This window comes from Streptomyces sp. XY006, from assembly GCF_002237655.1.
GTDB lineage: Bacteria > Actinomycetota > Actinomycetes > Streptomycetales > Streptomycetaceae > Streptomyces > Streptomyces levis.
Window position 1 is genome coordinate 476,790 of record NZ_NOKT01000001.1, and the last position, 23,853, is coordinate 500,642.

Genomic DNA, 23,853 nt, shown 5'->3' on the forward strand with positions numbered 1-23,853 from the left:
GAAGCCGTGAACCAGCCCTTCATCGACCTGCTGACGCCCTTCCTGCCCAACCTCGGGGACCGTCCCCTCACCGAGGACAGCCGCCTGCACGACCTCGGGATGAACTCCATGAAGGCCATCGACCTGCTCTTCGCCATCGAGGACGGGCTCGGGGTCTCCCTCCCGGACGAGGACCTCAACGACACCACCTTCGCCACCGCCGGCAGTCTGTGGGCCGCGGTGCAGCGCGCACAGGACGCCGCCGAAGGAGACCGCAGGGCGGCGGCGTGAGCGTCTTCGCAGCGCGGGAGGCCGCCGCCGGGACCGGTTCCCCGCTCGCCACCCTGCCCGCCGACACGAGCGGCGCCGACCTCTGGCACGCGCTCGGCGCGCAGAACCGGCTGGCCGGTGTCTACCGCGGCAACGACCCGCGCCGGGGCGTCGACCCGGCCGCGTTGAGCACCCTGCTGACGGACGTCGACCGCCGCTTCGGCGTCGGCTCGACGCTTGCCGTGACCGTGCCGCTGGCCACCTGTCTGCCGCTGCTCGCCCACGGGACCGGCCCGGCCACCCACACGCTCGCCGACAGCCTCGACGGCCACACCGTCGTGGCCCTCGCCGCCACCGACGAGGACTCCGGCTGCGACCTGGCGGCGCTGGACACGCGTGTCACCTTCGACGGGGACCGGGTCCGGCTCGACGGAACCAAGCGCTGGATCACCAACGCGACGACGTGCGGCGCCGCCCTCGTCCTCGCACGCCACCGGCCCGGACCCCACTTCACCAACTTCACGTGGGTGCTCGTACCGGCCGACGCGCCCGGCGTGCGCGCCGAACCGGCCGGGACGGACCTGTTCGACGGCTCCGGAACCGGTCACCTCGCCTTCGACGGCGTCCGACTGACCCGGGAGCATGTCGTGGGCGGTACCGGCCGGGGACTGAGCGCGTTCGCGGCCCACATCGCCACCGAGCGGCTGGCCGGTGCGCTGTGGGCGGTCGCGCTGTGCGAGCGCGTGCTCCGGGACACCGCCCGTCACCTGGGGCGGCGCCGGCAGGGCGGCGGGGTCCTGTGGGACCGGGAGGCGATACGCCAGCGCTGGGCCGGCGCGCTGCTGCGCTCCCGTCAGCACCGCGCCCTGACCGAGAGCCTCACCGAGGCGGTCGCCGCCCGCCGTGACACCGCGGCCGCCGCGCTGCTCAAGGCCAGCGCCGCCGAGACCGTCGAGCACGTCCTGGACGTGTGCGCCCACCTCCAGGGCGCGCACGGATTCCGCACCGGTGGGCCGCAGCAACTGCGGGCGCAGGCGGCCCTGTTCGGGATCGGCGGCGGCACGACCGAGGTCGTCCTGGACATCATGGCCGAAACGGCCCCCCTGGCCGGTGCCGGGGAGCTGCCGTGAAGGTCCTCGAGGCCGGCCCGGCCGTATGGGTGGCCACCGGTGAGGCGGCCGGCGGCCGCCTCACCCGCACCGACCTCGCCACGGCGCGTGGCCGGCCTGCCTGGCGTGCCCGCCAGATCCTGGCCGGGCGTGCGCTCCTGCGCGGGCTGCTGGCCGAGGTGGCGCCCGACCACGCCGGCGAGCCGGTCGTGGCCGGCCACAACGGCAAACCGGTCCTGGCGGGCCGCAGCCGGCCCGGCATCAGCATCTCCCACGACGGCGACCACACCGTCGTGGCTGTCGCACCCGGCCGCCGCGTCGGAGTCGACGTGCAGGTGCCGCCGCGGCACGTCGGCGACTCCATGGTCCGGCGGTGCGCCGCCCGCTACACGACCCACCTGTACCGCATGCCTGAGCCCCTGCGGCACACCGTCTTCACCGAGATCTGGACGGTCCAGGAGGCCTGTGTGAAGGCCGACGGGACCGGCATCGGAGGGCTCCCCTGGCACATCGACGTGCCCCCGCATCTCGACCACGGCGACTGGCGCCGTCTGCGCTGGCGCAAAGTGCGAGACCTCATCGACGTACCCGTGGCGTGCGCTTGGGAGGCGACACCATGACACCTGCCCTGTCCTGCTACTCCACCACGCTGGTGGAGTACCTGGGAGGCGCGGCTGCCGACCGTCTGGCCGCGACGGTGCACCTGTGGGTGCGCACCGACGAACCGGACGGCGCGCTCGCCTTCTCCCATCACGACCGCATCGACGGCGGGAGCCTGGTCCACGACCATCGGCCCGACTGGCCGTCGGCCCGCGCGGCTCTGGCCGGTCTGCTGGCCGACGAGGGGCAGGTGATCGTGTCGGGCAACGCCTTCCACCTGCCCTGGTCACCGCACCACGGAGTGCGAACCGTCCCCCACTGGTTCCTGCTGCGGGCCCACGGCGCGCGGGGGTGGCTCGTCGCCGACCCGTTCCACGCTCTGATGCCCGGCGGTGAGCACCTGCCCTACACCGGAGTGCTCGACGACGACTCCCTGCGGCGGGCGCTGACACCGGTGGGCCGGCTCGACCCGGCCGTGCGCAACCGGGAGGTGTACGCCTTGGGGGAGCCGGTGGACATCGGCCCCATGGACTCCTACCGCTGGCTGCGCAGGGCCGCCCCCGACCCGGCCGGAGCCCCGGCGCGCTGGCCGGGCACCTGGCTGCGCGAGCCGCGGGAGGTGTTCGCCCACCTGCGGGACCGCCTCACCCACGACGGGGATCTGCTGGAGCGGCACATCGACGACCTGTGGGCGGCGTCCCGGCACCAGCTGCACCGCCTGGGCCCGAACCCCGAGCCGGACCTGGCCGACGCCTGGACGCAGTTGCCCAAAGCCCTGCGCTTCAGCGCCGACTCCGCCCGGCGCGGACGCCCCCGTACCGGTGTGGTCGAGCGGGCCCTCGACACCCTCGCCGCGCTCACGGCCGGCAGGGAGGTGAGCCGTGCTCGGGGTTGAGACGACGACTGCCCCGGCGGACCCGCCGGCCGAGCCAGGAGTGGACGAGGCGCTCTTCCGCGCGACCATGACGGGTCTGGCCAAGTGCGTCGCGGTCACCACCGCCCTCGGACCCGACGGGCCGGTGGGGTGCACCACGACCTCGCTGATGTCGCTGTCCGTGGCGCCGCCGAGCGTGCTGCTGGCCTTCGGCACGGGCGGACGCACCCTGGACGACCTGCTCGGCGCCGGCCGCTTCGCCGTCAACGTGCTGTCCCACACGCAGGGACCGCTGGTCCGGCGCTTCGCCACCGGCACCCCCGCACAGCGCTTTCGTGACACGCCGCACGCCGTGCTCCGGGGCGTCCCGGTCCTGCACGAATCCGCCGTCGTGATGACCTGCGACGTCGCGGAGACCTTCACCGCCGTGGACCATGTCCTGGTCGTCGGCACCGTACGCCATCTGAGCACCACCCCCGGTTCCCCGCTGGTGCTCGTCACCGGGGAACCGCACATCGCCACACCCGTGCCGCCCGCCACGGCCGCGGCAGACCACCTGCGTTGACCTGGAGAGCCAATGCCAGCGACTCCCGCACCCGAGGTAATCCACCGGCCCGACGAACGCTTCGACGAGTTCCTCCTGGCCGCCGCCGCCACCCACCCCGACCATCCCGCCGTGGTGGAGTACACGGACGGCGCGGAACGCGTGACGACCTTCCGCGGCCTGCGTGAGACCGCCGAGCGCTATGCCGGCCAACTGGACCGCTTCGGCCTGGAGATCGGCGAGCGCGTCATGATCGTTTCGGACACGTCCGCCGAGGCCGTCGCCCTCGTCCTGGCGTGTGCGTCACGCGGCCTGCCCTTCGTACCGGTCAGCCCGGAGACGCCGGCCGAACGGCGGGCGACGATCGAGCGGCTGGCCGAGCCCGCGCTGTGCCTGGCCGCCGACGGGGAACCGGAGACGGCCGTGGGGCACGGCCGGTTCGGCGGCGGCGCCATCGAGGTGCCGCGACCGCCGTCGCGTCGTGCCCGGTCGAGGCGCGCCGTGACACCGACGGACACCGCCTACATCATCTTCACGTCGGGCACCACGGGCCGGCCCAAGGGCGTGGTCATGAGTCACCGGGCCGTCGTCGCCTTCTACCGCGGCATGATGGCCGAGGGGTTCGTGTCGGTGGGCGACCGGGTGGCGTCGACGTCCCCCCTCCAGTTCGACTTCTCGCTGCTGGACATCGGCATGGCGCTGGGCAGCGGAGCGGCGGTGGCCCCCGTCCCGCGGGCCCTGCTGCGCTGGCCGACGAGATTCCTCAAGGTCCTGAGCGTCACCCGGGCCACCCACGTCAACGGTGTGCCGTCCATCTGGCGGCAGTCGCTGCGTCACATCCCGGGCCGGCTGGCCGACCTGCCCGACCTGCGCGGCGTGCTGTTCTGCGGGGAGGAGTTCCCACTCGCCGAACTGCGCCACCTTCAGCGCCTCCGGCCCGGCATCCGACTGATCAACTGCTACGGGGCAACGGAATCCATGGCGGCCAGCTTCGCCGAGGTGCCCGACCCGCTGCCCGCCGACGTGACGCACCTGTCGATCGGCAACGGACACCGGGGCACCGACATCCTCCTGCTGGACGCCGAGGGGTCACCCGTGGGGGAGGAGGGCGTCGTCGGCGAGATGTACCTGCGCAGCCCGGCCCTGATGACCGGCTACTGGGGGGACGCCGACGCCACGGACGCCGCCCTCGTCGCGGACCCGCTGGAGCCCCGCTCGGGTCAGCGCCTGCTGAGGACCGGTGACCTGGCCTTCCGGGGCGCCGACGGCGGCCTGCGCTTCTGCGGGCGGCGGGACTCCCAGGTGCAGATCCGTGGCAACCGCGTGGAGCCGGCCGAGGTGCAGCGACGGCTGTCGGCCCACTCCGACGTCTGCGAGGCGGCCGTCGTGGTGTCCGAAGGGCTCGACGGGGAGGCCGAGTTGTGCGCGTTCGTCGTGCTGACCGACGGCGCGGCCGATACGGCCGAGAGCGATCTGCGCGCCTTCTGCCTGCGTGCGATGCCCGCCTACATGGCACCCGGCGTGGTGCGCATCGTGGACAGCCTCCCCGTCAACCAGCACGGCAAGACCGACCACCGGCGGCTGCTCGCCGAGCTCCTCACGGACGCCGCCTGAGCGGCCCCGGGCCCCGTGGCTCCCGCGGCGGGGCCCGGGGCCTGTTCAGCCCGCGCTGACCACATCGGAGGCGGCCTTCAGCACGGCGTGGAGGGCCGGGTGCCCGGTGTCTCCGCGCCGCCACAGGGCCTGCGTGTAAGTGGGGGTGGCGGGGCGCCAGTCCACGACCCTGCGGAGCCGGCCGTCGGCGAGGTCCTCGGCCACGGTGACCTCGGGAAGCAGTCCCACGCCTATACCGCTCTCGGCCAGGCGCTTCACGGCGGTGATGGAATCGAGTCTCAGCAGCCGCCCCGCCCGCAGGGTCGACTCGACCTCGTGCAGAAGCTCGCCGCAGTGGCGGACGTCGAGGTCGGCGCTGACGAGAATCGACGCCAGGGGCTCCTCGGAGGCCGGGCGGCGAGAACCAGGCCGTTCTCCCGCAACCAGCGCGAACGGCTCGGGGCAGAGATCGCAGTGCTCCAGGTCCTCGTCCGACGCCCCGCTGCCTATCATGAACACGCAGTCCATCTGACCGTTGCGCAGCATCACGAGCGCCTCCTTGGGAGTGGACAGGCGGAGCGACACGTCCATGTCCGGATACCGCAGGAGCAAGTACTCGATGAGCGGCAGCAGTCGGTGGTTGATGAGGCTTTCCGACGCGCCGACGCAGATTCTTCCCTGCGGAGTCAGTGACGCGTCCGCGACGCGTCGTACGTGACCGCTGAGCCGCACGATCTCCCGGGCGTGTTCAAGGATGGAGCGACCGGCCCGAGTCGGCCGCACACCCCCCGGTAAGCGCTCCAGCAAGGGCATACCCAGCGACCGCTCCAGAGCCTTGATGCGATTGGTCACCGTGGGTTGGGTCACGTGAAGCATGCCGGCCGCCCGGGTCACACTTCCCGCGTCCACGGCGCCTAAAAACGCTTCGAGTTGCCGAGTATCCAATTCTTCCCCCGTATGAGTCGAACCGTCGAAAATGAAAGCCGACGCTATGTCGGATTTCTCCCGGCGCTGCGAAGTCCTGTCATTCTGGTCACGAATGACATACGAGCGTTCATGGTGCCTGCGAGCGTAGCGTCACCCTTCCCACTCATCAACATGTTTGGTATTGGCATTTATGGGGAGGTCATTTGCCGGACGGACGATTTCACGTCAGTTCGGATGCTCCTTTCGCATCCCGCGGCTCGGGCCCCGCCCGCCGTTCCGCCGCGCGGGCTAGTCCGGCGTTTCGGTCCCCGCGGACCGGTATGTCTTGTAGGAGTCTGGGCACACCCCACGCGGCCTACCCCACCGGGAGGCGTCAGTACTCATGCGACCCCAGTTCAGGACAGAGAACGTGGCGTCGGCCCCGGACTTCCTCTCGGCCGCCGAGTGCGCGGACGTCATCCGGGCCATGAACGAGTCACCCCGCGAGCCGGCCCAGGTCGTCCGTGCCGGCGAATCGGTCCTCGACCCCTCGCTGCGCTCCTGCTTCGACCACCACTTCCCCGAGGACCACAAGCGGCGCATCGGTGAGCGCATGGCGTCGTATTTCGACGACCACCGCGCGGCGTTCGAGTCGGACGCGGACTTCCTTTACGGCCCGTACTTCATGTCGTACGAGAAGGGCAGCTACTTCCGCGCTCACCGCGACGTCGCCAACCACAAGGACGATCCGCCGAGGCTCGCCGCTCACCGCTGGTCGCTGCTGCTGTACCTCAACGGCCGCCGCGCCAAGGGGGCCCTGCCGACGTTCGACGGTGGCGCGCTCACCGTCTACGAGACCGATTCCCGCCTGCGCGACCGCCGGGTGGTCGTCGTGCCCGAGCCGGGGATATTGCTGCTGTTCCGCTCCTCGTTGATGCACGAGGTGGCGACCGTGCTGGACGGCACGCGGTACGCAGTCGCCGGATGGATGTCCAGTGCCCGTTCCCCCGCTCTCGGAGGCCCGAGATGACCTACCACTCCTCCGCCAACGAGTCGGTCCGGATGGGAGTGTTCCGTGAAACCGACCTCGAGACGCGGACCGCCCTCGCGGCGTTCTGCCGCCGCAACGGCTACCCGTACCTCGTCGCCGAGGTCCTGGAGCCGCTGCTGTCCGGGCACGGTCTCGTCCTGGCGCTGGCCGTGACGGAGCGGCCGTGGCCGCCCAAGGGCATCGGGTCGCAGACGATCGAGGCAGTGGGCATCGCCATGATCGGAACCGAGGGCCGGGCCCAGCTCACCCCGGTCCTCACGGACCGGAGGAACGCCACCAACATCGGTCTCGTCGGTGCCCTGACGAAACAGTTGCTCGAGCACCTGCACGAGGCGGACGTCCCGTCGGCCGGCTATCTGGTGCGCCAGGGCGACCGGGCACTCGAACGCGTCCTCGAGCGAGCCGGCTTCGCCGAGGCGGACTTCCGGTCGTCCACCGACTTCGCCGACTACCTGGAGTTCGCAGCCTCGCCGCGGAGCGTCCTCGACGCACTGGGCCTGGCGGCACTGAGGGTCGGCGACCTCCTGGCGCTGGACCTGGACGGAGGGGAGCTCGACCGGCTGGGTTCCTACCACTTCGCGCTCACCGCGGGGCTCACGGCCTATCTGCAGGACTCGCTCCGGCACGCGGCACTCCTCCCGGGTCTGATCGACCTCGTCGCCACGCTGCCGCCCGGGGGCGTCCCGCCCGGCACCCCCGGGCCACCGCTGACATGAGCCGTACGGCGTCCTCGCCCAGGCAGGCGTCGCAGGGCACACGGTCGTCGACCGTGTCGCTGGTCGTCTCGACGCTGGACGAGGGCGCCGAACTGCCCGCCACCCTCGAGTCGGTCTACGCCGGATCCGTCGTCCCGGACGAGACGATCGTCGTCGACGACGGCGGCACGGACGACAGTTGCGCCTTGCTGGAACGGGCGGAGTGGCGGGCTCGCGGCGTCATGGTGCACCGCATCCGGCGCAGCGGTATCGCTGCGGCCCGCAATGCGGGAGCCCGGCTCGCCGGCGGTACACACCTGGTGTTCCTCGACGCACATTGCCGACTTGAACGGACCTGCCTGGCACGGCTCCGGGCGGCCCTGGACGCCCGGCCCGACGCCGTCCTCGCGCCCACCGTGCGCGATGCCGCCGGCACGGCGGCGGGCTGCGGTGCACGGCTGATCGACGCCCACTTGCGGGTGCGCTGGCTGCCTCCCCGACCCGATGGGACCGCCCCCTACGCGGTGCCGCTCGCGCCGGGCGGCTGCCTCGCGGTACGCCGGGCGACGTTCCGGCGCATGGGCGGGTTCGGCGCCTTTCGCGAACTCGGCCTCGAAGACGTCGACTTCAGCCTGCGGGCATGGCGGGCCGGGCTCGACGTGCTGGCCGTGCCCGGGGCACGGCTGGCACACCGCTTCCGCCCGTATCCGTCGTACCCCCTGAGCGGTACGAGCCGCGCCTACAACCTGGCGCGGACCGCGCTCGTCCACTTCGGTGGTTCCCGCCGCGAGGAGTGTCTGCGCAAGGTGATCGGTACCCCTCGGGCCGCCGAGGTGCTGGTCGAGGCGTTCGCCGGTGACTGGGAGGCGGAGCGGGCCGCCGTCGAGGCCACCAGTGTGCGCCCTGTGGAGGCGTACTTCGAGACGTTCGGCGACTGGCGCTGACACCGAGCACATCCGGCAGTCGCCCTGCGCCTGCGCGCCTCTGACCAGCAGCGTTGTAGGCGGGGAGCGAGGTCCCGCAAGGCTGCGGCAGAGTTCTCCCCGCGATTACTTGGCTAGCCACATAAACGGTGTTACTTTTATGTGGCTGGCCACAGAAAGTGGTCGGCACGGCATCTCGCTTGAGGAGTCCAGCCATGAAGGCCATTGTTTTCGACGCGTTCGGCGGCACCGAGGTCCTGCACGAGGCAGAGATCGACCTCCCTCAGCCCGGCCCCGGCCAGGTCCGTGTGCGGGTACGGGCGGTCGGCGTCAACCCGGTGGACGGCAAGATCCGCTCCGGCGGCATGGAGGCCATCTTCCCCACCACGCTGCCCGCCGTGCCCGGCGGCGAGATCGCCGGCGTGGTCGACGCCGTCGGTGAGGGCGTCGAGCACCTGAAGGTGGGGGACGAAGTCCTGGGCTGGTCCGACACCGGCTCCTACGCGCAGTACGCCCTGGCCTCCGCGTCGGTCCTCGCGCCCAAGCCGGCCGGTCTGGACTGGACGCATGCCGCCGCCCTGCCCGTGGCGACCGACGGTGCCGAACGGGTCCTCGACCTGCTCGGCGTCACCTCCGGAGAGACGCTGCTGATCCACGGCGCGTCCGGCGCGCTCGGCACCATCGCCGTCCAACTGGCCGTCGCCCGCGGCGCCCGCGTCATCGGCACAGCCGGACCGACCAACCAGGAGTACGTCACCTCGCTCGGCGCGACCGCGCTGGTCTACGGCGACAACCTGGTCGAGCGGGTCCGTGCCGTCGCCCCCGAGGGGGTGGACGCCGTCTTCGACGCCGCGGGCAAGGGCGCGCTGGAGGACTCCATCACCCTGCGCGGCGGCACCGACCGGATCGTCACCACCGCCGACTTCCGCGCCGCCGAACTCGGCATCGTCTTCGCCGAGGGCCCCCAGCGCCGCTCCGCCACGCGCCTGGCCGAACTCGCCCGGCAGGCGGCCGACGGCACACTGAGGACCACGATCAGTGCCACGTTCCCGCTCTCCGAAGCGGCAAAGGCCCAGCAGGCCAGCGACGCGGGGCACAACCGAGGCAAGATCGTCCTCGCGGTCGACTGATCCGTCACCGCAGTCGAGCGACCTCAGGGAGCAGCAGTGTCAGACACCACCTCACCGGAGCTGCCGGACGCGGCGGGGGAGGGGCCATTGAGCTACGCCATCTTCCAGCTCGCCCGCGCCCACCGCGGCCACGCCGCCGTCATGCTGCGCGCCATGAATCTCCACCCGGGGCAGGAACTGCTGCTGATGCAGCTCTTCGACCACGACGGCCTGACTCAGGGGGAACTGCTGGAGCGGGTCGGCCTCGACCACTCCACGGTCTCCAAATCCCTGCGGCGCATGCAGGACGCAGGGCTGCTCATCCGGGAGCCCGCTGACCACGACCGGCGGGTCATGGTCGTCCACCTCACCGATGCCGGCCGTGCCCTCAAGGAGCCCATCGCGGACATGTGGCGCTCCCTCGAAGAGATCTCCGTGCGCGACCTGACGGCCGATCAGATCGAAGCGTTCATCGCGTGTGCGCGCGTCATCGAGAAGTCGGTCAGGGACCGCGGCCGTCGGCCTCCGGTCGAGTAGCCGGGGCCGGACGCCCCGCCCGCTACCGGCCGGACCGTCGCCGCAGAGCATCCCGAGAGGGATCCGAGCCATGGCGAACCCCCGTACAACCCTCCCGCCACCCTCATTCCTGCCTCACCCGTGCGCACTCGCGAGCGCACGCCCCCGCCCGCAGCAGTCCGATCGCTCCTCAGGCCAAGGTGGTGTGGAAGACCTTGCGCAACGTCTCATGCACCGTCCACGTCGTCCGGTCCCCGGCGCGCAGTACAGCAGCGTCCCCCGGTCCCACGTGGAAGGTGGCGCCACCCTCCACCGCGATCGTGGCCCTGCCGCTGACGACCACGAAGAGCTCGTCCGCCTCCGTATCGGTGACGACGCCAGGCGTGATCTGCCAGATGCCTCGCACCTGCGTACCGTCCTCCGACTCCCACAGAACCTTGGCGGACACCTCAGGCGAACCCTGCAGAATCTGTGCAGGGTCGAGGGGCTCGGGAATCAGATCGGCATCGGGGACGTGCACCGCAAAGCTGCTGTTCTTCGTCATGCGGCGACGCTACGGCACCCTGACCGGGCACTCCCATGGCCACCGTGTCATACCAGGCGTACTCAGGAGCGACGGTGTGTCCAGTGCGCGACGATGCGCGCGAAGACGGCGGTATCGCCGTACATCCGGATCCTCGGCCGGCTGATCCTGGTCATTGCCGAGTGGGGCAACTCTCCCGACTCGACCAACGACAGGAACCGCTCTTTGGAGGAGACCCGAGCGTGCACAGGAACGGAAAACCCCGTCGGGACAGAGTGACCGCATGGGTCTCCTGCCCCGACGGAGCTCGATCGGCCGGGCGGCGGATTACCGGTGCACCGGATCACCGGGGCGCCAGTTCACCGGGGCGCCGGATCATCCGTGCCCGACACGGCCGGGTGCCGTGAGCGGCGCTCTTTGGATCAGCCGAAGTTCACGTCGCTGCACCACATGTAGGCCTGGTCGAGGTGCGAGGCCTGCCAGATCACGAACAGGATGTGGTGCCCGGTGTAGCCGGAGGTGTTGACGTTGAACCTGATGTCCTGCGCCGGTGCGTAGCGACCGGTCTGCGTGATGAAGTCCAGGTTGCCCCAGCCCAGGGTCTGGGTCTTGGGGTTGAAGCCCTGCTTGCTCACGTAGACCCGGAAATAGTCGGCACCGTGGGACGCCTGGTCGTGCAGCTGGACCGTGAAGTTGTTGCTGACGTTGGTCGTCTTCCACGCCCCGGGCTTGTCCAGGCTGGCGTTCCTGGAGAGGTTGTTGCTGCAGAGCGTCCCGTCGGGCGTCCGCGCCTGGAACTGGCCACCGAGGCCGTCGCGCAGGGCGCTCATCCAGTTCCACATGGTGTCGGGGTTGGCCTGGAACGCCTGGTAGCACATGGGGTCTTCGGTCTGCATGGCCGGGCTCGTGTGGTTGCTGCCCCACGTCTTCCAGCACTGGTACGCGCGGGTGGCCGGACTGACGATGGTGCCGTGTGCCTGGGCGGGGGTCGACCAGGCCAGTGCGCCGACGACTACGGCGAACACCATGACGAGCGCCTGAAGGGGCCGGCGGAGGGACCGCGAACGCCCGGTTAACGGACTCTTTTTACGCATGTGGGGGGAACTCCTTCCAGTTTGCGAGGCTGTCATGGGAGCGCTCCCAACAGTACGACTGCTGAGTGAAATGTCAATGAAACAAACGGAGTTGACCGCAGGGATGGCGGAGACCCGTGGGGTTCACGCCACGACGGGTGGCTGCACTGACGCGGCAGTGGGACATGAGATGCGAAACAGGGGGTATGCGCGAGTCTGTGAACGGGGGAACGCAGATGAACTCAGCCGGATGGAGCCTCGCGCAGGAGGGCCGTGCGACGCCGGGTGTCCGGCCGATGCAGGACACCGTCGCCCTCGACGGTGGCGGGCACGTCATCGCGGAGGCACGTCATCGGGCGGCCGGTTTCCTTGCGCGGGTCCAGGCCGAGCACGGCATTCCGGTGTCCGCTCGCGCGATGGATCTGACGCAGCTGGTGGTCAGTGAGCTGGTCACCAATGCGCGTAAGTACGCTCCCGGGCCTGTGTTGATGGAGCTGCGTGTGGTCGGTGACGCGGTGCACGTCATCGTGTGGGACAGCGATCCGGTCATGCCGGTGGCGCGGGCGGCCGACGCGGGCAGGGTGGGGCAGCACGGTCTGGAGATCGTCATGGCCGTTGCGCAGGGCTTCGAGGTGCAGCGGGAACCGGTCGGCAAGCGCATCACCGTCCGCATCGCCCTGCTGGACGATCCCGGCGGCGACATCGCCGGCCGCAACCCCATGTAGCGGGGCGCGGCGCTTGTCTCGGAAGGACTGCATGCAGCGGGGCGCGGCGCTTGTCTCGGAAGGACTGCATGCAGCGGGGCGCGGCGGTTGTCTCGGAAGGACTGCGCCGCGTCGTGGCCGGTAGGGCCCGGGACGGCCGGGCGGGTCCGGGGGGCGCTCGCCGCCGAAGCGACCCCGTACCCCTCCTCGGCCTGCGCAGCATCCGACGCGACCGAGCCTCGCCCAGAATCTCGTACGGCCCGCGAGCCCCTCAGGCCGCCATCAGTGCCGCCAGTTCAGCCATCCCCACTTCAAGGACCTGACCGCGGCTGGACGACAGCATGAAGTGATGGCCGCCGACCGGGCTCTACGCGAGGCCGGGGCGGGCCGTGCGTTGACGCCGTTCTTCCGGTTCCCGTACAGCGAGACCAGTCCCGCTCACATCCTGGAGGTCAACGCCCTCGGCTTCGCGGACATCGAGTACACCGCCGACACCAACGGCTGGAAAGGGACCGAAGGCGGCATGACGGTGGAGCGCGCAGTGGAGCGGGCCGTGAACGCCCTGCGCCCGGGAGCGATCCTGCAGATGCATGTCGGGGCGTCACAGGGACGCACGGAGGTGATCGACGCCCAAGCCCTGCCCCGCATCCTCGACGCCCTCGCCGCCCGCGACTACCGGGTCATCGACCTGCGCACGCTGCTCACCCCCTGAAACGCTCGACCACCGCGTGAGTGCCGTATCCCGCTCACGCCGCGCGAACCCCGGCCGGTCACGCGCTCACAACACCGGCTCCCTTCCCTCCTCCGGACTGCCGTCCGGGGAATATGTCGATCAACGAAGAAGGTGCTACTCCGCTGGTTGTGCGGTGCGGGCGCGCAGTGTCAGGGCGCACAAGGGGGCGACTGCCAGCAGGGCGGCCAGGACCGCGTAGCCGGTGGTGAGCGTGGAGACGGTAGCGACGGCGGCGACGAGGAGAGGGCCGCCGGCGTCGCCGAGTTCGCGGCCCAGTTCGGCCGATCCCATGGTCTGGCCCATGCGTTCCTCGGGAGTGGCGGCGGCGAGCGCGGCGAAGCCGAGCGGGGTGATGAGCCCGGTGCCGGTTCCGATGAAGGCGGCGGCGAGCAGGACGCCGACCGGGCCGGGCAGCATGGCCGCCGCAAGGCCGACAGCGGTGATGAGCAGTCCGGCGAGCAGTCCGGTGCGGGTGGTCAGCTGTCCGCTATCCAGCGCGCGACCGGCTCTGGGCTGGACGACGGCGGCGGTGGCCGCGAGCACGGAGACGGCGGCACCGGTGGCGACGGTGCCGAGTCCGGCCGCCGCTCCTGAGACAGGCAGGAAGCCGACGCCGACGGAGAGCGCGGCGGTGGCGGCGGCGAGGGCTGCGGTGGGCGCGAGGAAGGAGCGGTCGGCCAGACGGCGGACCAGGTCGGCGACGGTCTGCCGGGCGCGGGGCAGCGGTGGAACGGCGGGCACGGCCAGGGCGGCCCACAGGGCGACGACGGCCGCGCACAAGGCCATGACGGTGAACAGTAGGCGCAGGCCACCGCCCCAGACGAGCACGCCGCCGAGAAGCGGGCCGAGGGTGTAGCCGATGGACTTGTAGAAGCCGTAGCTGCCGAACGCACGCCCGCGTCGGGCGGCCGGGTTGAGACGGGCGACCATGGCCGAGGCCGACGGTGAGAACGCGGAGGCGGCGGCGCCCTGGCCGAGGCGGGCGGCCCACAGCCAGCCGGGGCTGTCGGCGATTGCGTACAGCGCGGAGGCGCCGGCGAAGGCGATGAGGCCGCCCAGCAGTACGGGCTTGCCACCGATGCGGTCGGCGAGCGAGCCGAAGACGGGCTTGAGGAGGACTTCGGCACCGTCGTAGAGGGCGAGCAGCCCGCCCAGCACGAGCAGCGAAGTGACGGCGTCCTCGGAGAAACCACCGAGGTTGGCCGCGATGCCGTGGGCGCCGAAGGCGGTCGTGAACCCGGCCGCATACAAGGGCCACATGCTCCGATTCGGGGCGGCCTGGACCATGGGCTGGGCGGACACAATCGCTCCTCGTCGGTGGCATGCACTGCGTCGCAGACGCTCGCTGCGCAGTCCTAGTACACCGCAGTGCACTGCCAGAGCCACATACCGGCCTCGGCTCCTCGATGGAGCGGAAGACAGCAGTCACCGCACCAGCGCCACCTCCGCCGGAGCACGCCGCCTGCTGCTGAGCGGCAGACGTCAGTAAGGCGGCTTCACCAACTGTTCGCCCAAGCATTCGTCGGTGTTCCGAGAGGCGCGCAGGAGCCGGTCTGGATCACTGGGCCGTTCTGACCGGGCGAAGCGTACTGAATCTGGCTCTGCCTCGTGGTGAAAGCCCACCCGAAACCCATGGGCTCACGGCAGGTGACGAAAACCCGGTAGGAGCTGCCGCCGCTCGTCGCGCCGACGCAGGATCCCTGACCGGTCGTCGCGGTGATGCCTACTGAGCAGTAGGGTGACGTCCCGGCGTGCGCGGGTGGAGTGACCAGCATGGTGCTCAGTGCTGCGACACAGGCCGCCAAGCCGGCTGTGATCCGACGCCTCATCCTTGACCCCCCTCGGGCTGGAACCGTCCACGGGGATAGTGCTCCAAGTTCGGGCGTTCCGCCACCAATGGCCAAGGCTGCGTGCGGAGTTCAGCTCTGACGCGTTCCGATCAACGCCGTCATCACCGGCGTGACCCTGCCCTGGACTCGGGCGTCGTGGTCGCGTGAGTTTCAAGAGAGGCCTCTGATCGACCGCATCGGTGTGGTCGGCCTCGAATATGGACTCGTCGCGTATGCCGGGCCCATGACGGAGAGCAGGAACAAGCACGTGGTGGCCCTCCCGCGTTGGGAGGGCCACCACGTTGGCTTGCCTGTTTCCGTGGGTTCTACTTCCTCAGGATGCCTTCCGCGATGGCGACGAGCTCGCTGAGCCCGGGGCCCACCGGGCCTGCCTTGGTGACCTTTTGAGTCGTCAGAGGCGCGGTTTCGGCAGCGGCCTGGGCCGGAGTCGCCAGGAACAGGGGCATGGTCACGAGGGCGACGGCCCCCAGCACGGTGCGTGTCTTCATGCCGTGATCAACGAGCCAGTGGATCACGGGATACGCACCCGAAGACAGGTCTGGATCAGCTACCCGTGGTGGTGAAGGCCGGTCTTGGATTCGTGCCGATCCGATGTGTCCGCGGACCAGGACGCCAGCAGGCGCAGGGCCTCGTCGGTGCGTGAGCCGGGGTCGGCGAGGAAGGTGAACAGGGTCTGGTCGGGATCGTCCGGGAAGGTCAGCGCCTCGGTGCGCAGGGTCAGTTCACCGGCCACGGGATGGTGCAGCACCTTCGTGTCGTGGCTGATGCGGACCACCTTCTGCACCGCCCACCAGCGGCGGAACGGTTCGCTGCGCATGGACAGTTCGCCCACCAGTTCCGCCGTGCGGGTGTCGTCGGGGTGCCGGGCGGCGTCCATGCGCAGCGTGCCGACGAACACGGCGGCCACCTGCTCCCAGCTGTGCCCGAACACCGCGCGGGCGGTCTCGTCGAGCATGATCCATCTCACCGCGTTGCGTTCGCGGACCGGCATGGCGTCGAAGTCGGCGAGCAGCAGGCGCGCTATCCGGTTCGTCGCCAGGACGTCGGTGCGCCGGCCCAGGACGAATGCGGGAGTGTCTCCGAGACGGGCGAGGAGCGCGTGCACGCCGGGGCGCACCTTCTGCGGAGTGCGCCTGGCCGGGCGGCGCGGGGCTGAGGGGCGGCGAGCCACGGCATGCAGATAGCTGCGCTCCGCTTCGTCGAGGCGTAGCGCCCGCGCCAGTGCGTCGAGCACGGACTGCGACGGCGTGATCGGCCGGCCCTGCTCCAGACGCGTGTAGTAGTCGACGCTCACTCCCGCCAGGGCCGCCAGCTCCTCCCTGCGCAGCCCCGGCACCCGGCGCGGGGCCGTGTCGTCGATACCCAGCTGATGAGGGTCGAGCGCGGCGCGGCGGGCGCGCAGGAAGTCGGCGAGGCTTTCGTTCCGCTCCATACGGCCAGGATCGCCGCATGGAGCGGCGGGGTCCAGCGGCCGGGTGGCCCTCTCGGACCCAGGATCGAAGGGGCCACCTCCGGTCTCGTCCGAGCCGTTCTCGGGCGCTTGGCTCGATGACGGAGCCAGCCGGCTCCGTCACCTCGGTCGACCGCCCGGTCGCCCAAGTTCCCCAGGGATGTCACCCATGTCTTCCACCTGGCTCGTCACCGGCGCCACCTCCGGCTTCGGCCGCCTCGTCACCGAACGCGCCCTCGCCGCGGGCGCCCACGTGATCGCGGTGGGCCGACGCCGCGACCGCCTTCAGGACCTCATCCGGCGCGCCCCGCAGGGAGCGCTGACCGCCGTCGAACTGGACCTCACCGACGCGGACGCCGAAACCGTCCTCGCCGACACCGTCCGTGCCGCCGGCCGCCTGGACGTCCTCATCAACAACGCCGGGTACGGCCTGTTCGGCGCCATCGAGGACATCGGCGCCGACGAGGCCCGCGCCGTCCTCGACACCAACGTCCTGGCCAACCTCGCCGTCCTGCGCGCCACCCTCCCCGCCCTGCGCGCCGCACGAGGGCGCGTCGTGCAGACCTCTTCCCTCATCGGCCAGTTCGCCTGGCCCTCCTCCGGCCTGTACGCGGCGTCCAAGGGGGCCGTCGAGCTGATCAGCGAAGCCCTCACCCACGAACTGGCCCCCACCGGCGTCAAGGTCACGATCATCGAACCCGGCACGTTCGGAACCGAGTTCGGCGCCAACCTGCGCGTCGTCCCGCCCACCGATGCCTACGCACCCACCGTCGGCAAGTTCCTCGCCGACTTCTCCGCCCTGCCTCCGGAGGCCTTCGGTGACCCGAACGCCGTCGCCGACGCTGTCATGACCGTCGCCGCCCTCGACGAGCCGCCCCTGCGCCTGGCCGTCGGTGCCGACGCCGTCGAGCACATCCGCGCCTCCCTCCGCTCCCGCCTGGAGGAACTGGAGCGCTGGGAGTCGCTGTCCCTCAAGGGCGAGGTGCGGGCGGCCTGACGCGGAGCGGACTCGTGGAGATCGGACTGCGGCTGCCCACAGGGTGCCGCAGCCCGATCTTTCTACGCCGCTCGCACGGGAGAAAGCAGTCCCTTCGCGCCGCAGCACTGCCTTCTCACCCCATGCGCTGGTCGGAGGGGGAGCCGGCGAGTCCCGCTGTCGGCCGGTGTCGGACGAAGAGGGCGCACGGGACGGCCGCGATGAGCAGGACGACGCCGCCCACGAGGAGTCCCCGGTGCACCGCGTCGGTGAACGCCTGGGGCACCGCGTGCGCGACGGTCCGGGCAAGGGAGTCGGGAAGATGGGCCGCCGAGCCGCCGCCCTGGGAGGCACCCGCGACGATGCCGTCGGCGCCGGACGCGGGGACGCCCGAGGCGACGAGCCGGTCGTGCAGCTCACCCGGGAAGCGCGTGGTGACGATGGTGCCGAGGACGCTGGGACCGAGGACGTTGCCGAGCTGACGGGCCATGTTGATGGCCGAGGCGGCCATGCCTGCCTGCAGTGCGGGGACGCTGCTGACGGCGGCTGCGGACGACGGGGCGATCAGCAAGCCGCCACCGGCGCCGGCGACGAGCAGTCCGGGCCACATCGCCCCGTAGCCGTCGAAGGGACCGGCCGCGAGGAGGGCGAGGGCCCCGGCGCCCAGGGCGAGAAGGCCGGCGGTGAGGACCACCGTGAACCCGAGTCGGCGTACCAGGCGCGGCGCGACGGCGCTGACGGCGATGAAGGTGACGAACAGGACGAGCAGCCGGACGCCGACCTCCAAGGTGCTGTCCTGGCGGACGCGCTGCATGTACAGCACGCTCAGCAGGGCCACCCCCACGAAGCCGAACATGGCCGCGGCGGCGACACCCATGACCGCGCTGAACGACGCGCTGCGGAAGAGGCGCAGATCGAGCATGGGGTCGTCGTGGCGCAGCTCCACCCGCACGAAGAGGCCGGCGGACAGGACGAACACCACGTAGGCGGCGACGATCGGCGCTTCGCCGTAGCCGCTCGCGCCGCCCTGGATGATCGCGTAGGTGGCGGAGGCCAGGGCCAGGGTGCCCAGGAGCACGCCCGCCGGGTCCAGCCGCGGCGAAGGATGCCGGCTCTCGTGGACGAGGACGGGCGCCAGGGAGGCGGCCAGCGCCCCGACGAGGAGGTTGGGCAGGTAGACGGAGTGCCAGGAGAAGTGTTCGAGCAGGACGCCGGCGATCAGCGGGCCGACGGCCAGGCCGAGGCCGGAGCAGGCCGCCCAGGCGCTGATCGCGGTCGTGCGCTCGTGCGGGTCGGTGAACGTCGTGCTGACGATGGTGAGGCTCGACGGCAGGACGGCCGCGCCGCCGACACCCATGACCGCCTGCGCGGCGATCAGGGCGGTGGAGGTGTCCGAGACGAAGGCGAGCAGGCTGCCGACGGTGAAGACGGCCGCTCCCGCGATGAAGGTCCGCCGGCGTCCGATCAGGTCGCCGAGGGTGCCGGCCGACATCACCAGGCTGACGACGGCGAGGCTGTAGGCGCTGGTCAGCCAGACGAAGGTGGCGGGGGAGAGGTGCAGGTCGCCCTGGATGCGGCCGAGCGCCGAGATGGTGCCGGTGACGTTGAAGAACGCCATCATCACGCCGAGGCACACGACCATCAGGCCCAGCCATCGGCGGGGCACTCTGCCCCCATCGGGGGTGGGGGCGGGGGCGGTCGGTCTGACGGTGGGCGAGGCGGCTGACGGCTGACTTTGCTGTGTCATAGCCAGGGCCGTAGCAACCTGGCTATGGGGAATCCAAGTCAGGTGGTGAGTCGGTTTCTGCGGCGCTCGACTTCGAGGTGGCTGAGAGCGCGATGGTCGGGGCGGTGAGTGACGGGCACAGGGTGGGGGCGCCGACGAGCAGGGCGATGCCGCCCGTGGCTTTGGTCGGCCATAGCCAGGGACGTACGCTTGCCGCATGGAGGACCAGTCCAAGCACCGAGACCCAGAGGCCATGGCTCACTGCCCCGTGGCGCTTTCACTCGACGTCGTGGGTACGCGGTCGACGCTGATCATCGTCCGGGAGGCGTTCTTCGGGACGCGCCGGTTCGGGGACTTCGCCGAGCGCGTGGGCATCGGCGAGGCCGCCACCGCGGCCCGTCTGAAGGACCTGGTCGCCTCCGGTCTGATGGAGAAGGTGCCGTACCAGGAGCCGGGCCAGCGCAAGCGCTACGAGTACCAGCTCACCGACAAGGGTCTGGGCCTCTTTCACGCGATCATGTCGCTGCGTGACTGGGGCGAGACATGGCTGTCCGGGAGCCGGGTCACGCCGTGGCGCTTCGCCCACCGGGACTGCGGGGCGGAAGTCCACACGGTGGCCCGCTGCACCGCCGGCCACGATGTGCACCTCGACGAGTTCACCGCCGTGCGGCAAACGGAGCGGCCGACGGCAGCGCCGGACACGCACAACTGAAGGACGCACGCCGGCGCCCAGCACCGCCCCTTGCACCATCGGAGTGCCTGGCACCACTCCAGGCAGCCCTCACCAGCTCGTCGCGCCCGAGCTACTCCTCGCGCCATAAACTCTGTGCATGTCGGAGCTCAATCTGCGGCGTCTGCGCTACTTCCTGGCCGTCGCCGACACGCTCAGCTTCAGCCGGGCGGCGCAGGAGCTGCACATTGCCCAGCCCGTACTCAGCCGGCAGATCGCGCTGCTGGAACGCGAACTCGGTGTGGTGCTGTTCGAGCGCTCGACGCGAGGCACCGACTTGACCCACGCGGGCCGGGCCATCGCGGAGGACGGACGCCAACTGCTGCGGTCGGCCAGTGCACTGGAACGGCGTGCCCGTCAGGCCGCCCAGGGGATCGAGCGGCTGGCCATCGGCTTCATGCCGGGCCTGCTGGTCACGCCGATCGTGCAGGGCCTGCGAGAGTGGCGCGCCGACATCCGTATCGACCTCGTCCGCACGGGCTGGGACGACCAGGTGGAGACGATCCTCGACGGCCGCGTCGACCTCGGTCTGGTGCGTCTTCCCGTCCCGCAGCGGGGTCTTCAGGTCGAGCCCTTGTTCCGGGAGGCGCGGGTCGCCGTCCTGTCGGCCTCCCATCCCCTCGCCGTCGCCGGGGATCCGAGCCTGTTCGACCTTGCCGGGTACGACCTCCTCCAGTCCCCGGACGCGGCTCCCGAGTGGCGTGACGCCCGGCTCGCGCGTGGTCTGCCCGTGCCGGCAGGGGGCGACTATCCGCACGAGGTGGAGATCAAGCTGGAACGGGTGGCCGCCTCGACCGGGGTGGCCTTCCTCCCCGTCTCCACGGCCCGGTTCTACACCCGCACCGACATCGCCGTACGCCCGGTGGCCGGGCTGGCGCCGAGCGCGGTCGGCGTCGCCTGGGCCGCCGGGCGCGACTCGGCTGCGCTGAACCGCGCGATCACGCTCGCTCATACCCTGCGGGCATCACTGACGACGGAAAGGGTCTTGGACGCGGCAGCCGTCCCGGACGGACCCTGAGTCCATGACCATCACTTCCTCCTCCCGCATCGTCGTCCTCGGTGGAACCAGCGGCATCGGCCTCGCCGTCGCCCGCCGCGCCGCCGACACCGGGGCGACGGTGACCATCGCCTCGAGTCGGGCCGCATCGGTCGAGCGCGCTCTCGGGCAACTTCCGGCCGGGGTCGTGGGACGGGCCGTGGACGCGAGTTCCAGCGACGCGGTCGCGGCCCTCTTCGACGAGATCGGAACGTTCGACCACCTCGCCTACACCGCCGGCGAGAACCTCACCGGCCTGCCCCTCACCGACTACTCGGTCGACCGGGCGAGCGAGTTCTTCGCCCTGCGCCTGTTCCATGCGCTCGACGCCGTCCGGCTCGCCGTACCGCATCTCGCACCGGGTGGGTCCGTCACCCTGGTCAGCGGCACAGCGGCCTTCAAGGGCGGCCCCGGGTGGACCCTCGGGGCGGCGGTCTCCGGCGCCGTGCTGTCCGCTGCCCGCAGCCTCGCCGTGGAGCTGGCGCCGATCCGGGTGAACGTGGTGGCGCCAGGGGTGGTGCGCTCGCCGCTGTGGTCCGGGATGAGCGAGGAGGACCGGGAGCACATGTACGCCGGTCTCGCCGCCTCCCTGCCGCTCGGCCGCGTAGCGGAGCCGGACGACGCGGCCAAGGCGTTCCTCGCCCTCATGGACCAGGACTACGTCACCGGCACGGTCTCGGTCGTCGACGGCGGCACGCTCGCCGCCTGAGGGCCAGCCCTGAAGGGGACACCCTGACATCTGACAGGGATGCGAAGTGCCCGGCGCGGCCTACGGTTTGAGAGATGACGGGCCTCTGAACCGCTACGGCGGCTGCTGAAGCCGGCGGTGTCGAGTCCCGGTAGACACAGGAGGAGACTGTGCGCAGAGCTGTACTCGGGTTGTTCGTGGCACTGGCGGCTGTGCTCGCGGTGACACCGCTCGCAGGTGCTGACCACTCCCAGACCGTCGCCTGTTGCGGCCCGCCGCCGCCCGGCTGGCCGTAGCAAGCGATCCGTCGTGTCCCGCTGGTGCTTGAGGGCCCGTCAGCTCGCTGTTCTGTCCGAACCGTGGCGGGCCGCCCGCCCGCGTTCAGCGCACCAGATCAGGTCTGGGAGGATGGCCGGCAGCCGTCCGTACCCGGTCTGGGAAGCCGCGGATGGTGAAAGGCAGTCGGGTACGGGCAGCGGCCCGGCGGGCGGGAGAGCGGAGTGGTGCGGCAGATGCCGGAGTATCCGGAGTACGTTGCCGCGGTCGTGTTCGCCGCGGGCGGCGTCGTCAACGCCCTGCTGGCACCGCACCGGTTCTCCACCGCCGTCCTGTTCTGCCTCGCGGTGACCTCCGCCGGACTCGGCTTCGCCGTGCGCAGCGCGGCGGCCCACCCGACCATCGCCACTGCCCTCGCTGTCAGCGCCCTGCTCCTAGGGCTTGCGGTGGGGCTGCTGTTGCTCGCCGACGGCGTCCTGCTGGTCCGGCGCTACGGACCGCAGGCAGCCCTGCTGGCGACAGGGGGCGCCGGCTGCGCGGTGCTTGCGGTGCTCGTGCTCGACGCGGTCTTCCACACCGTCGGCGGTGAGATGTTCGGTGCGCTCGTGCTCGCGGTGAACGCGGCCGCGGGATACCTCACTCTGCTCTTCCTTGTCTTCGCCGGCTATGCGTTCGTCCGGGGCCGTAGCACCACCCTGCCGGAAACCACCCATGTCGTCGTCCTGGGCGCCGGGCTCGACGGCGACCGGCCCGGCCCTCTGCTGACCCGCAGGCTGGAACGAGCCCTCGCGATCGACGTCGACCGCGCGCCGGACACGCCGCGTGTGGTGTTCGTCGTCTCGGGCGGCCAGGGCGACGACGAGGTCCGCTCGGAGGCGGACGCGATGGCCGACTATCTGCGCGGACGCGGAGTGCCCGACGACCGCATCGTGCGGGAAGACCGCTCCGTCAACACCGGGCAGAACCTTCGCTTCAGCGCGGCCCTCGTCGAGGCCACCACTCCCGGCCATCACGCCACGGTGGTCACCAGCGGCTTCCACGTCTACCGCACGAGCCTGCTGGCCCGCCGCGTCGGCGTCCCCGTCCACGTGGTGGGCGCACCGACCTCGCCCGCCTACTGGCTGGCCGCGACACTGCGCGAGTTCGCCGCCATCCTGTGGCTGGACCGCCTCCCCCTGATCGGACTCAGCCTGCTGCTGGCAGTGCCGGTGGCGACGGCGGTCTTCGAGCACTGAAGCGTCGGGAGCGGGTTGGTCGATCTGCCGCCTCGTGGCCAGCACCATCTCCCAGCCGAAGGCCAGGGTCTCCAGGACCAGGGCCTGTTGGCAGGGAGTGCCAGGTTCACCACGGCATCTGCTCGCGGACCAACTGCGCCCGGCAACGGTGAGACCCCGCAGACCTGTCCGCCGGGTCAGATGCCCATGGAGGCCATCTCGATGGGTGAGCGGTAGTTGGCGGCGGCGGTGACCACGCAGGCGCGGTACGTCCTGTTGTCCTTGACCGCGAGGAAGTAGTCGCGGAGGTTCTTCCAGTAGCTCACCAGGTAGCCGAGCCCGGGGACGAAGCCGGGCGGGCGGGGCACGAGGGCGAACCGTTCACTGCACCGGAGGATCTCTCCGGTGGCGGTCGACAGGACGGCGGCCACGTCCGCGTTCATGTTCCACCCGGCCGCGAGCTCCGGGTTCCATATCGCACCGGCCACTTCCCGCAGCTTCTCCTGCTCCTCGGGTGTCGGGTCGCTCAGGACTCTGGACGTCACGGTCACCGACTCCCGTGCGGGCGCACCGCCGTTCGCGGCCGCGACCGGCGGTGCCATGGATGCTGCGAGACCCATCGCCAGCAGTGTGACCGCGGCCGCCGAGGCTCCTCGCTTGACGCTGCCCTTCGTCACCGTGTTCTCCTCTCGGTGAGGTGATCGC

Annotated in this window: 26 protein-coding genes; 18 read left to right on the forward strand and 8 right to left on the reverse strand. The window is 71.1% G+C overall.

Annotated features, from left to right (window positions below; all coding sequences use genetic code 11):
- Positions 1-6: 6 nt before the first annotated feature.
- From CHR28_RS02135 to CHR28_RS02160, 6 genes are read left to right on the forward strand one after another with little or no spacing between them, the layout of a single operon-like run.
- Positions 7-270 (forward strand): acyl carrier protein, encoded by a 264-nt coding sequence (locus CHR28_RS02135; protein WP_094051657.1) that lies wholly within the window; start codon positions 7-9, stop codon positions 268-270.
- Positions 267-1,379: an acyl-CoA dehydrogenase family protein gene (locus tag CHR28_RS02140; RefSeq protein WP_094051658.1), complete on the forward strand. Its 1,113-nt coding sequence runs from the start codon at positions 267-269 to the stop codon at positions 1,377-1,379. The genes CHR28_RS02135 and CHR28_RS02140 overlap by 4 nt, the downstream gene beginning before the upstream one ends.
- The gene (locus CHR28_RS02145; RefSeq protein ID WP_218829455.1) at positions 1,376-1,978 is read left to right on the forward strand and encodes a 4'-phosphopantetheinyl transferase family protein; all 603 of its coding nucleotides are present in this window, start codon (positions 1,376-1,378) and stop codon (positions 1,976-1,978) included. Before CHR28_RS02140 ends, CHR28_RS02145 begins: the two co-directional genes overlap by 4 nt.
- Entirely contained in the window at positions 1,975-2,853 is an 879-nt protein-coding gene (locus CHR28_RS02150) for a hypothetical protein (protein ID WP_094051659.1), read from the forward strand. Before CHR28_RS02145 ends, CHR28_RS02150 begins: the two co-directional genes overlap by 4 nt.
- Positions 2,840-3,397: a flavin reductase family protein gene (locus CHR28_RS02155; protein WP_143655769.1), complete on the forward strand. Its 558-nt coding sequence runs from the start codon at positions 2,840-2,842 to the stop codon at positions 3,395-3,397. Before CHR28_RS02150 ends, CHR28_RS02155 begins: the two co-directional genes overlap by 14 nt.
- A gap of 12 nt (positions 3,398-3,409) precedes the next feature.
- On the forward strand, positions 3,410-4,990 hold the full coding sequence (locus CHR28_RS02160) for an AMP-binding protein (protein WP_094051661.1): 1,581 nt from the start codon (positions 3,410-3,412) through the stop codon (positions 4,988-4,990).
- A gap of 45 nt (positions 4,991-5,035) precedes the next feature.
- On the opposite strand, the gene CHR28_RS02165 is transcribed toward CHR28_RS02160, so the two are convergent.
- Complete coding sequence (locus tag CHR28_RS02165) at positions 5,036-5,914, reverse strand: LysR family transcriptional regulator (protein ID WP_094051662.1); 879 nt, start codon at positions 5,912-5,914, stop codon at positions 5,036-5,038.
- Between the two features lie 391 nt (positions 5,915-6,305).
- Here CHR28_RS02165 and CHR28_RS02170 point away from each other — a divergent pair, with 391 nt between their 5' ends.
- The 5 genes from CHR28_RS02170 to CHR28_RS02190 all read left to right on the forward strand — a co-directional run bounded on the left by CHR28_RS02170 (position 6,306) and on the right by CHR28_RS02190 (position 10,190).
- Complete coding sequence (locus CHR28_RS02170; protein WP_107473110.1) at positions 6,306-6,905, forward strand: 2OG-Fe(II) oxygenase; 600 nt, start codon at positions 6,306-6,308, stop codon at positions 6,903-6,905.
- Entirely contained in the window at positions 6,902-7,642 is a 741-nt protein-coding gene (locus CHR28_RS02175; RefSeq protein ID WP_094051664.1) for a hypothetical protein, read from the forward strand. The genes CHR28_RS02170 and CHR28_RS02175 overlap by 4 nt, the downstream gene beginning before the upstream one ends.
- Positions 7,643-7,695: 53 nt before the next feature.
- Positions 7,696-8,565, forward strand: coding sequence for a glycosyltransferase family 2 protein (locus tag CHR28_RS02180; protein ID WP_179272286.1), 870 nt, complete (start codon positions 7,696-7,698; stop codon positions 8,563-8,565).
- 194 nt (positions 8,566-8,759) lie between these two features.
- Positions 8,760-9,674 (forward strand): NADP-dependent oxidoreductase, encoded by a 915-nt coding sequence (locus CHR28_RS02185; RefSeq protein ID WP_094051666.1) that lies wholly within the window; start codon positions 8,760-8,762, stop codon positions 9,672-9,674.
- Between the two features lie 36 nt (positions 9,675-9,710).
- The gene (locus CHR28_RS02190; protein WP_094051667.1) at positions 9,711-10,190 is read left to right on the forward strand and encodes a MarR family winged helix-turn-helix transcriptional regulator; all 480 of its coding nucleotides are present in this window, start codon (positions 9,711-9,713) and stop codon (positions 10,188-10,190) included.
- Positions 10,191-10,359: 169 nt separating this feature from the next.
- On the opposite strand, the gene CHR28_RS02195 is transcribed toward CHR28_RS02190, so the two are convergent.
- Both CHR28_RS02195 and CHR28_RS02200 read right to left on the reverse strand, forming a co-directional pair.
- A complete protein-coding gene (locus CHR28_RS02195; protein ID WP_094051668.1) occupies positions 10,360-10,713 on the reverse strand; it encodes a cupin domain-containing protein in 354 nt (117 codons plus the stop codon).
- Positions 10,714-11,114: 401 nt separating this feature from the next.
- Positions 11,115-11,720 (reverse strand): lytic polysaccharide monooxygenase auxiliary activity family 9 protein, encoded by a 606-nt coding sequence (locus CHR28_RS02200; protein WP_094051669.1) that lies wholly within the window; start codon positions 11,718-11,720, stop codon positions 11,115-11,117.
- 341 nt (positions 11,721-12,061) lie between these two features.
- Here CHR28_RS02200 and CHR28_RS02205 point away from each other — a divergent pair, with 341 nt between their 5' ends.
- Positions 12,062-12,490, forward strand: a complete 429-nt coding sequence (locus tag CHR28_RS02205) for an ATP-binding protein (protein WP_094051670.1) — start codon at positions 12,062-12,064, stop codon at positions 12,488-12,490.
- Positions 12,491-12,818: 328 nt separating this feature from the next.
- Complete coding sequence (locus tag CHR28_RS02210; protein WP_094051671.1) at positions 12,819-13,181, forward strand: hypothetical protein; 363 nt, start codon at positions 12,819-12,821, stop codon at positions 13,179-13,181.
- A gap of 135 nt (positions 13,182-13,316) precedes the next feature.
- Here the strand turns inward: CHR28_RS02210 and CHR28_RS02215 are convergent, their stop codons facing one another.
- From CHR28_RS02215 to CHR28_RS02225, 3 genes are all read right to left on the reverse strand, one after another.
- Positions 13,317-14,462: an MFS transporter gene (locus CHR28_RS02215; RefSeq protein WP_094051772.1), complete on the reverse strand. Its 1,146-nt coding sequence runs from the start codon at positions 14,460-14,462 to the stop codon at positions 13,317-13,319.
- Between the two features lie 895 nt (positions 14,463-15,357).
- Positions 15,358-15,540 carry a hypothetical protein gene (locus tag CHR28_RS02220; RefSeq protein WP_143655771.1) on the reverse strand — a complete coding sequence of 61 codons (183 nt, stop codon included), beginning with the start codon at positions 15,538-15,540 and terminating at the stop codon, positions 15,358-15,360.
- A 59-nt stretch (positions 15,541-15,599) separates the two neighbouring features.
- On the reverse strand, positions 15,600-16,484 hold the full coding sequence (locus CHR28_RS02225) for a helix-turn-helix transcriptional regulator (protein ID WP_094051673.1): 885 nt from the start codon (positions 16,482-16,484) through the stop codon (positions 15,600-15,602).
- 187 nt (positions 16,485-16,671) lie between these two features.
- On the opposite strand from CHR28_RS02225, the gene CHR28_RS38715 reads away from it, so the two are divergent.
- The gene (locus tag CHR28_RS38715) at positions 16,672-17,499 is read left to right on the forward strand and encodes an SDR family NAD(P)-dependent oxidoreductase (RefSeq protein WP_094051674.1); all 828 of its coding nucleotides are present in this window, start codon (positions 16,672-16,674) and stop codon (positions 17,497-17,499) included.
- 115 nt (positions 17,500-17,614) lie between these two features.
- Here the strand turns inward: CHR28_RS38715 and CHR28_RS02235 are convergent, their stop codons facing one another.
- Positions 17,615-19,144 carry an MFS transporter gene (locus tag CHR28_RS02235; protein WP_256984075.1) on the reverse strand — a complete coding sequence of 510 codons (1,530 nt, stop codon included), beginning with the start codon at positions 19,142-19,144 and terminating at the stop codon, positions 17,615-17,617.
- Between the two features lie 349 nt (positions 19,145-19,493).
- Here CHR28_RS02235 and CHR28_RS02240 point away from each other — a divergent pair, with 349 nt between their 5' ends.
- The 4 genes from CHR28_RS02240 to CHR28_RS02255 all read left to right on the forward strand — a co-directional run bounded on the left by CHR28_RS02240 (position 19,494) and on the right by CHR28_RS02255 (position 23,169).
- Positions 19,494-19,916: a winged helix-turn-helix transcriptional regulator gene (locus CHR28_RS02240; RefSeq protein WP_218829456.1), complete on the forward strand. Its 423-nt coding sequence runs from the start codon at positions 19,494-19,496 to the stop codon at positions 19,914-19,916.
- Between the two features lie 118 nt (positions 19,917-20,034).
- Positions 20,035-20,952 (forward strand): LysR family transcriptional regulator, encoded by a 918-nt coding sequence (locus CHR28_RS02245; protein WP_094051677.1) that lies wholly within the window; start codon positions 20,035-20,037, stop codon positions 20,950-20,952.
- A gap of 4 nt (positions 20,953-20,956) precedes the next feature.
- Positions 20,957-21,679: an SDR family oxidoreductase gene (locus tag CHR28_RS02250; RefSeq protein WP_094051678.1), complete on the forward strand. Its 723-nt coding sequence runs from the start codon at positions 20,957-20,959 to the stop codon at positions 21,677-21,679.
- A gap of 491 nt (positions 21,680-22,170) precedes the next feature.
- Positions 22,171-23,169, forward strand: coding sequence for a YdcF family protein (locus tag CHR28_RS02255; RefSeq protein ID WP_143655773.1), 999 nt, complete (start codon positions 22,171-22,173; stop codon positions 23,167-23,169).
- Positions 23,170-23,345: 176 nt separating this feature from the next.
- Here the strand turns inward: CHR28_RS02255 and CHR28_RS02260 are convergent, their stop codons facing one another.
- Positions 23,346-23,825: a hypothetical protein gene (locus CHR28_RS02260; RefSeq protein ID WP_256984076.1), complete on the reverse strand. Its 480-nt coding sequence runs from the start codon at positions 23,823-23,825 to the stop codon at positions 23,346-23,348.
- Between the last annotated feature and the right edge of the window lie 28 nt (positions 23,826-23,853).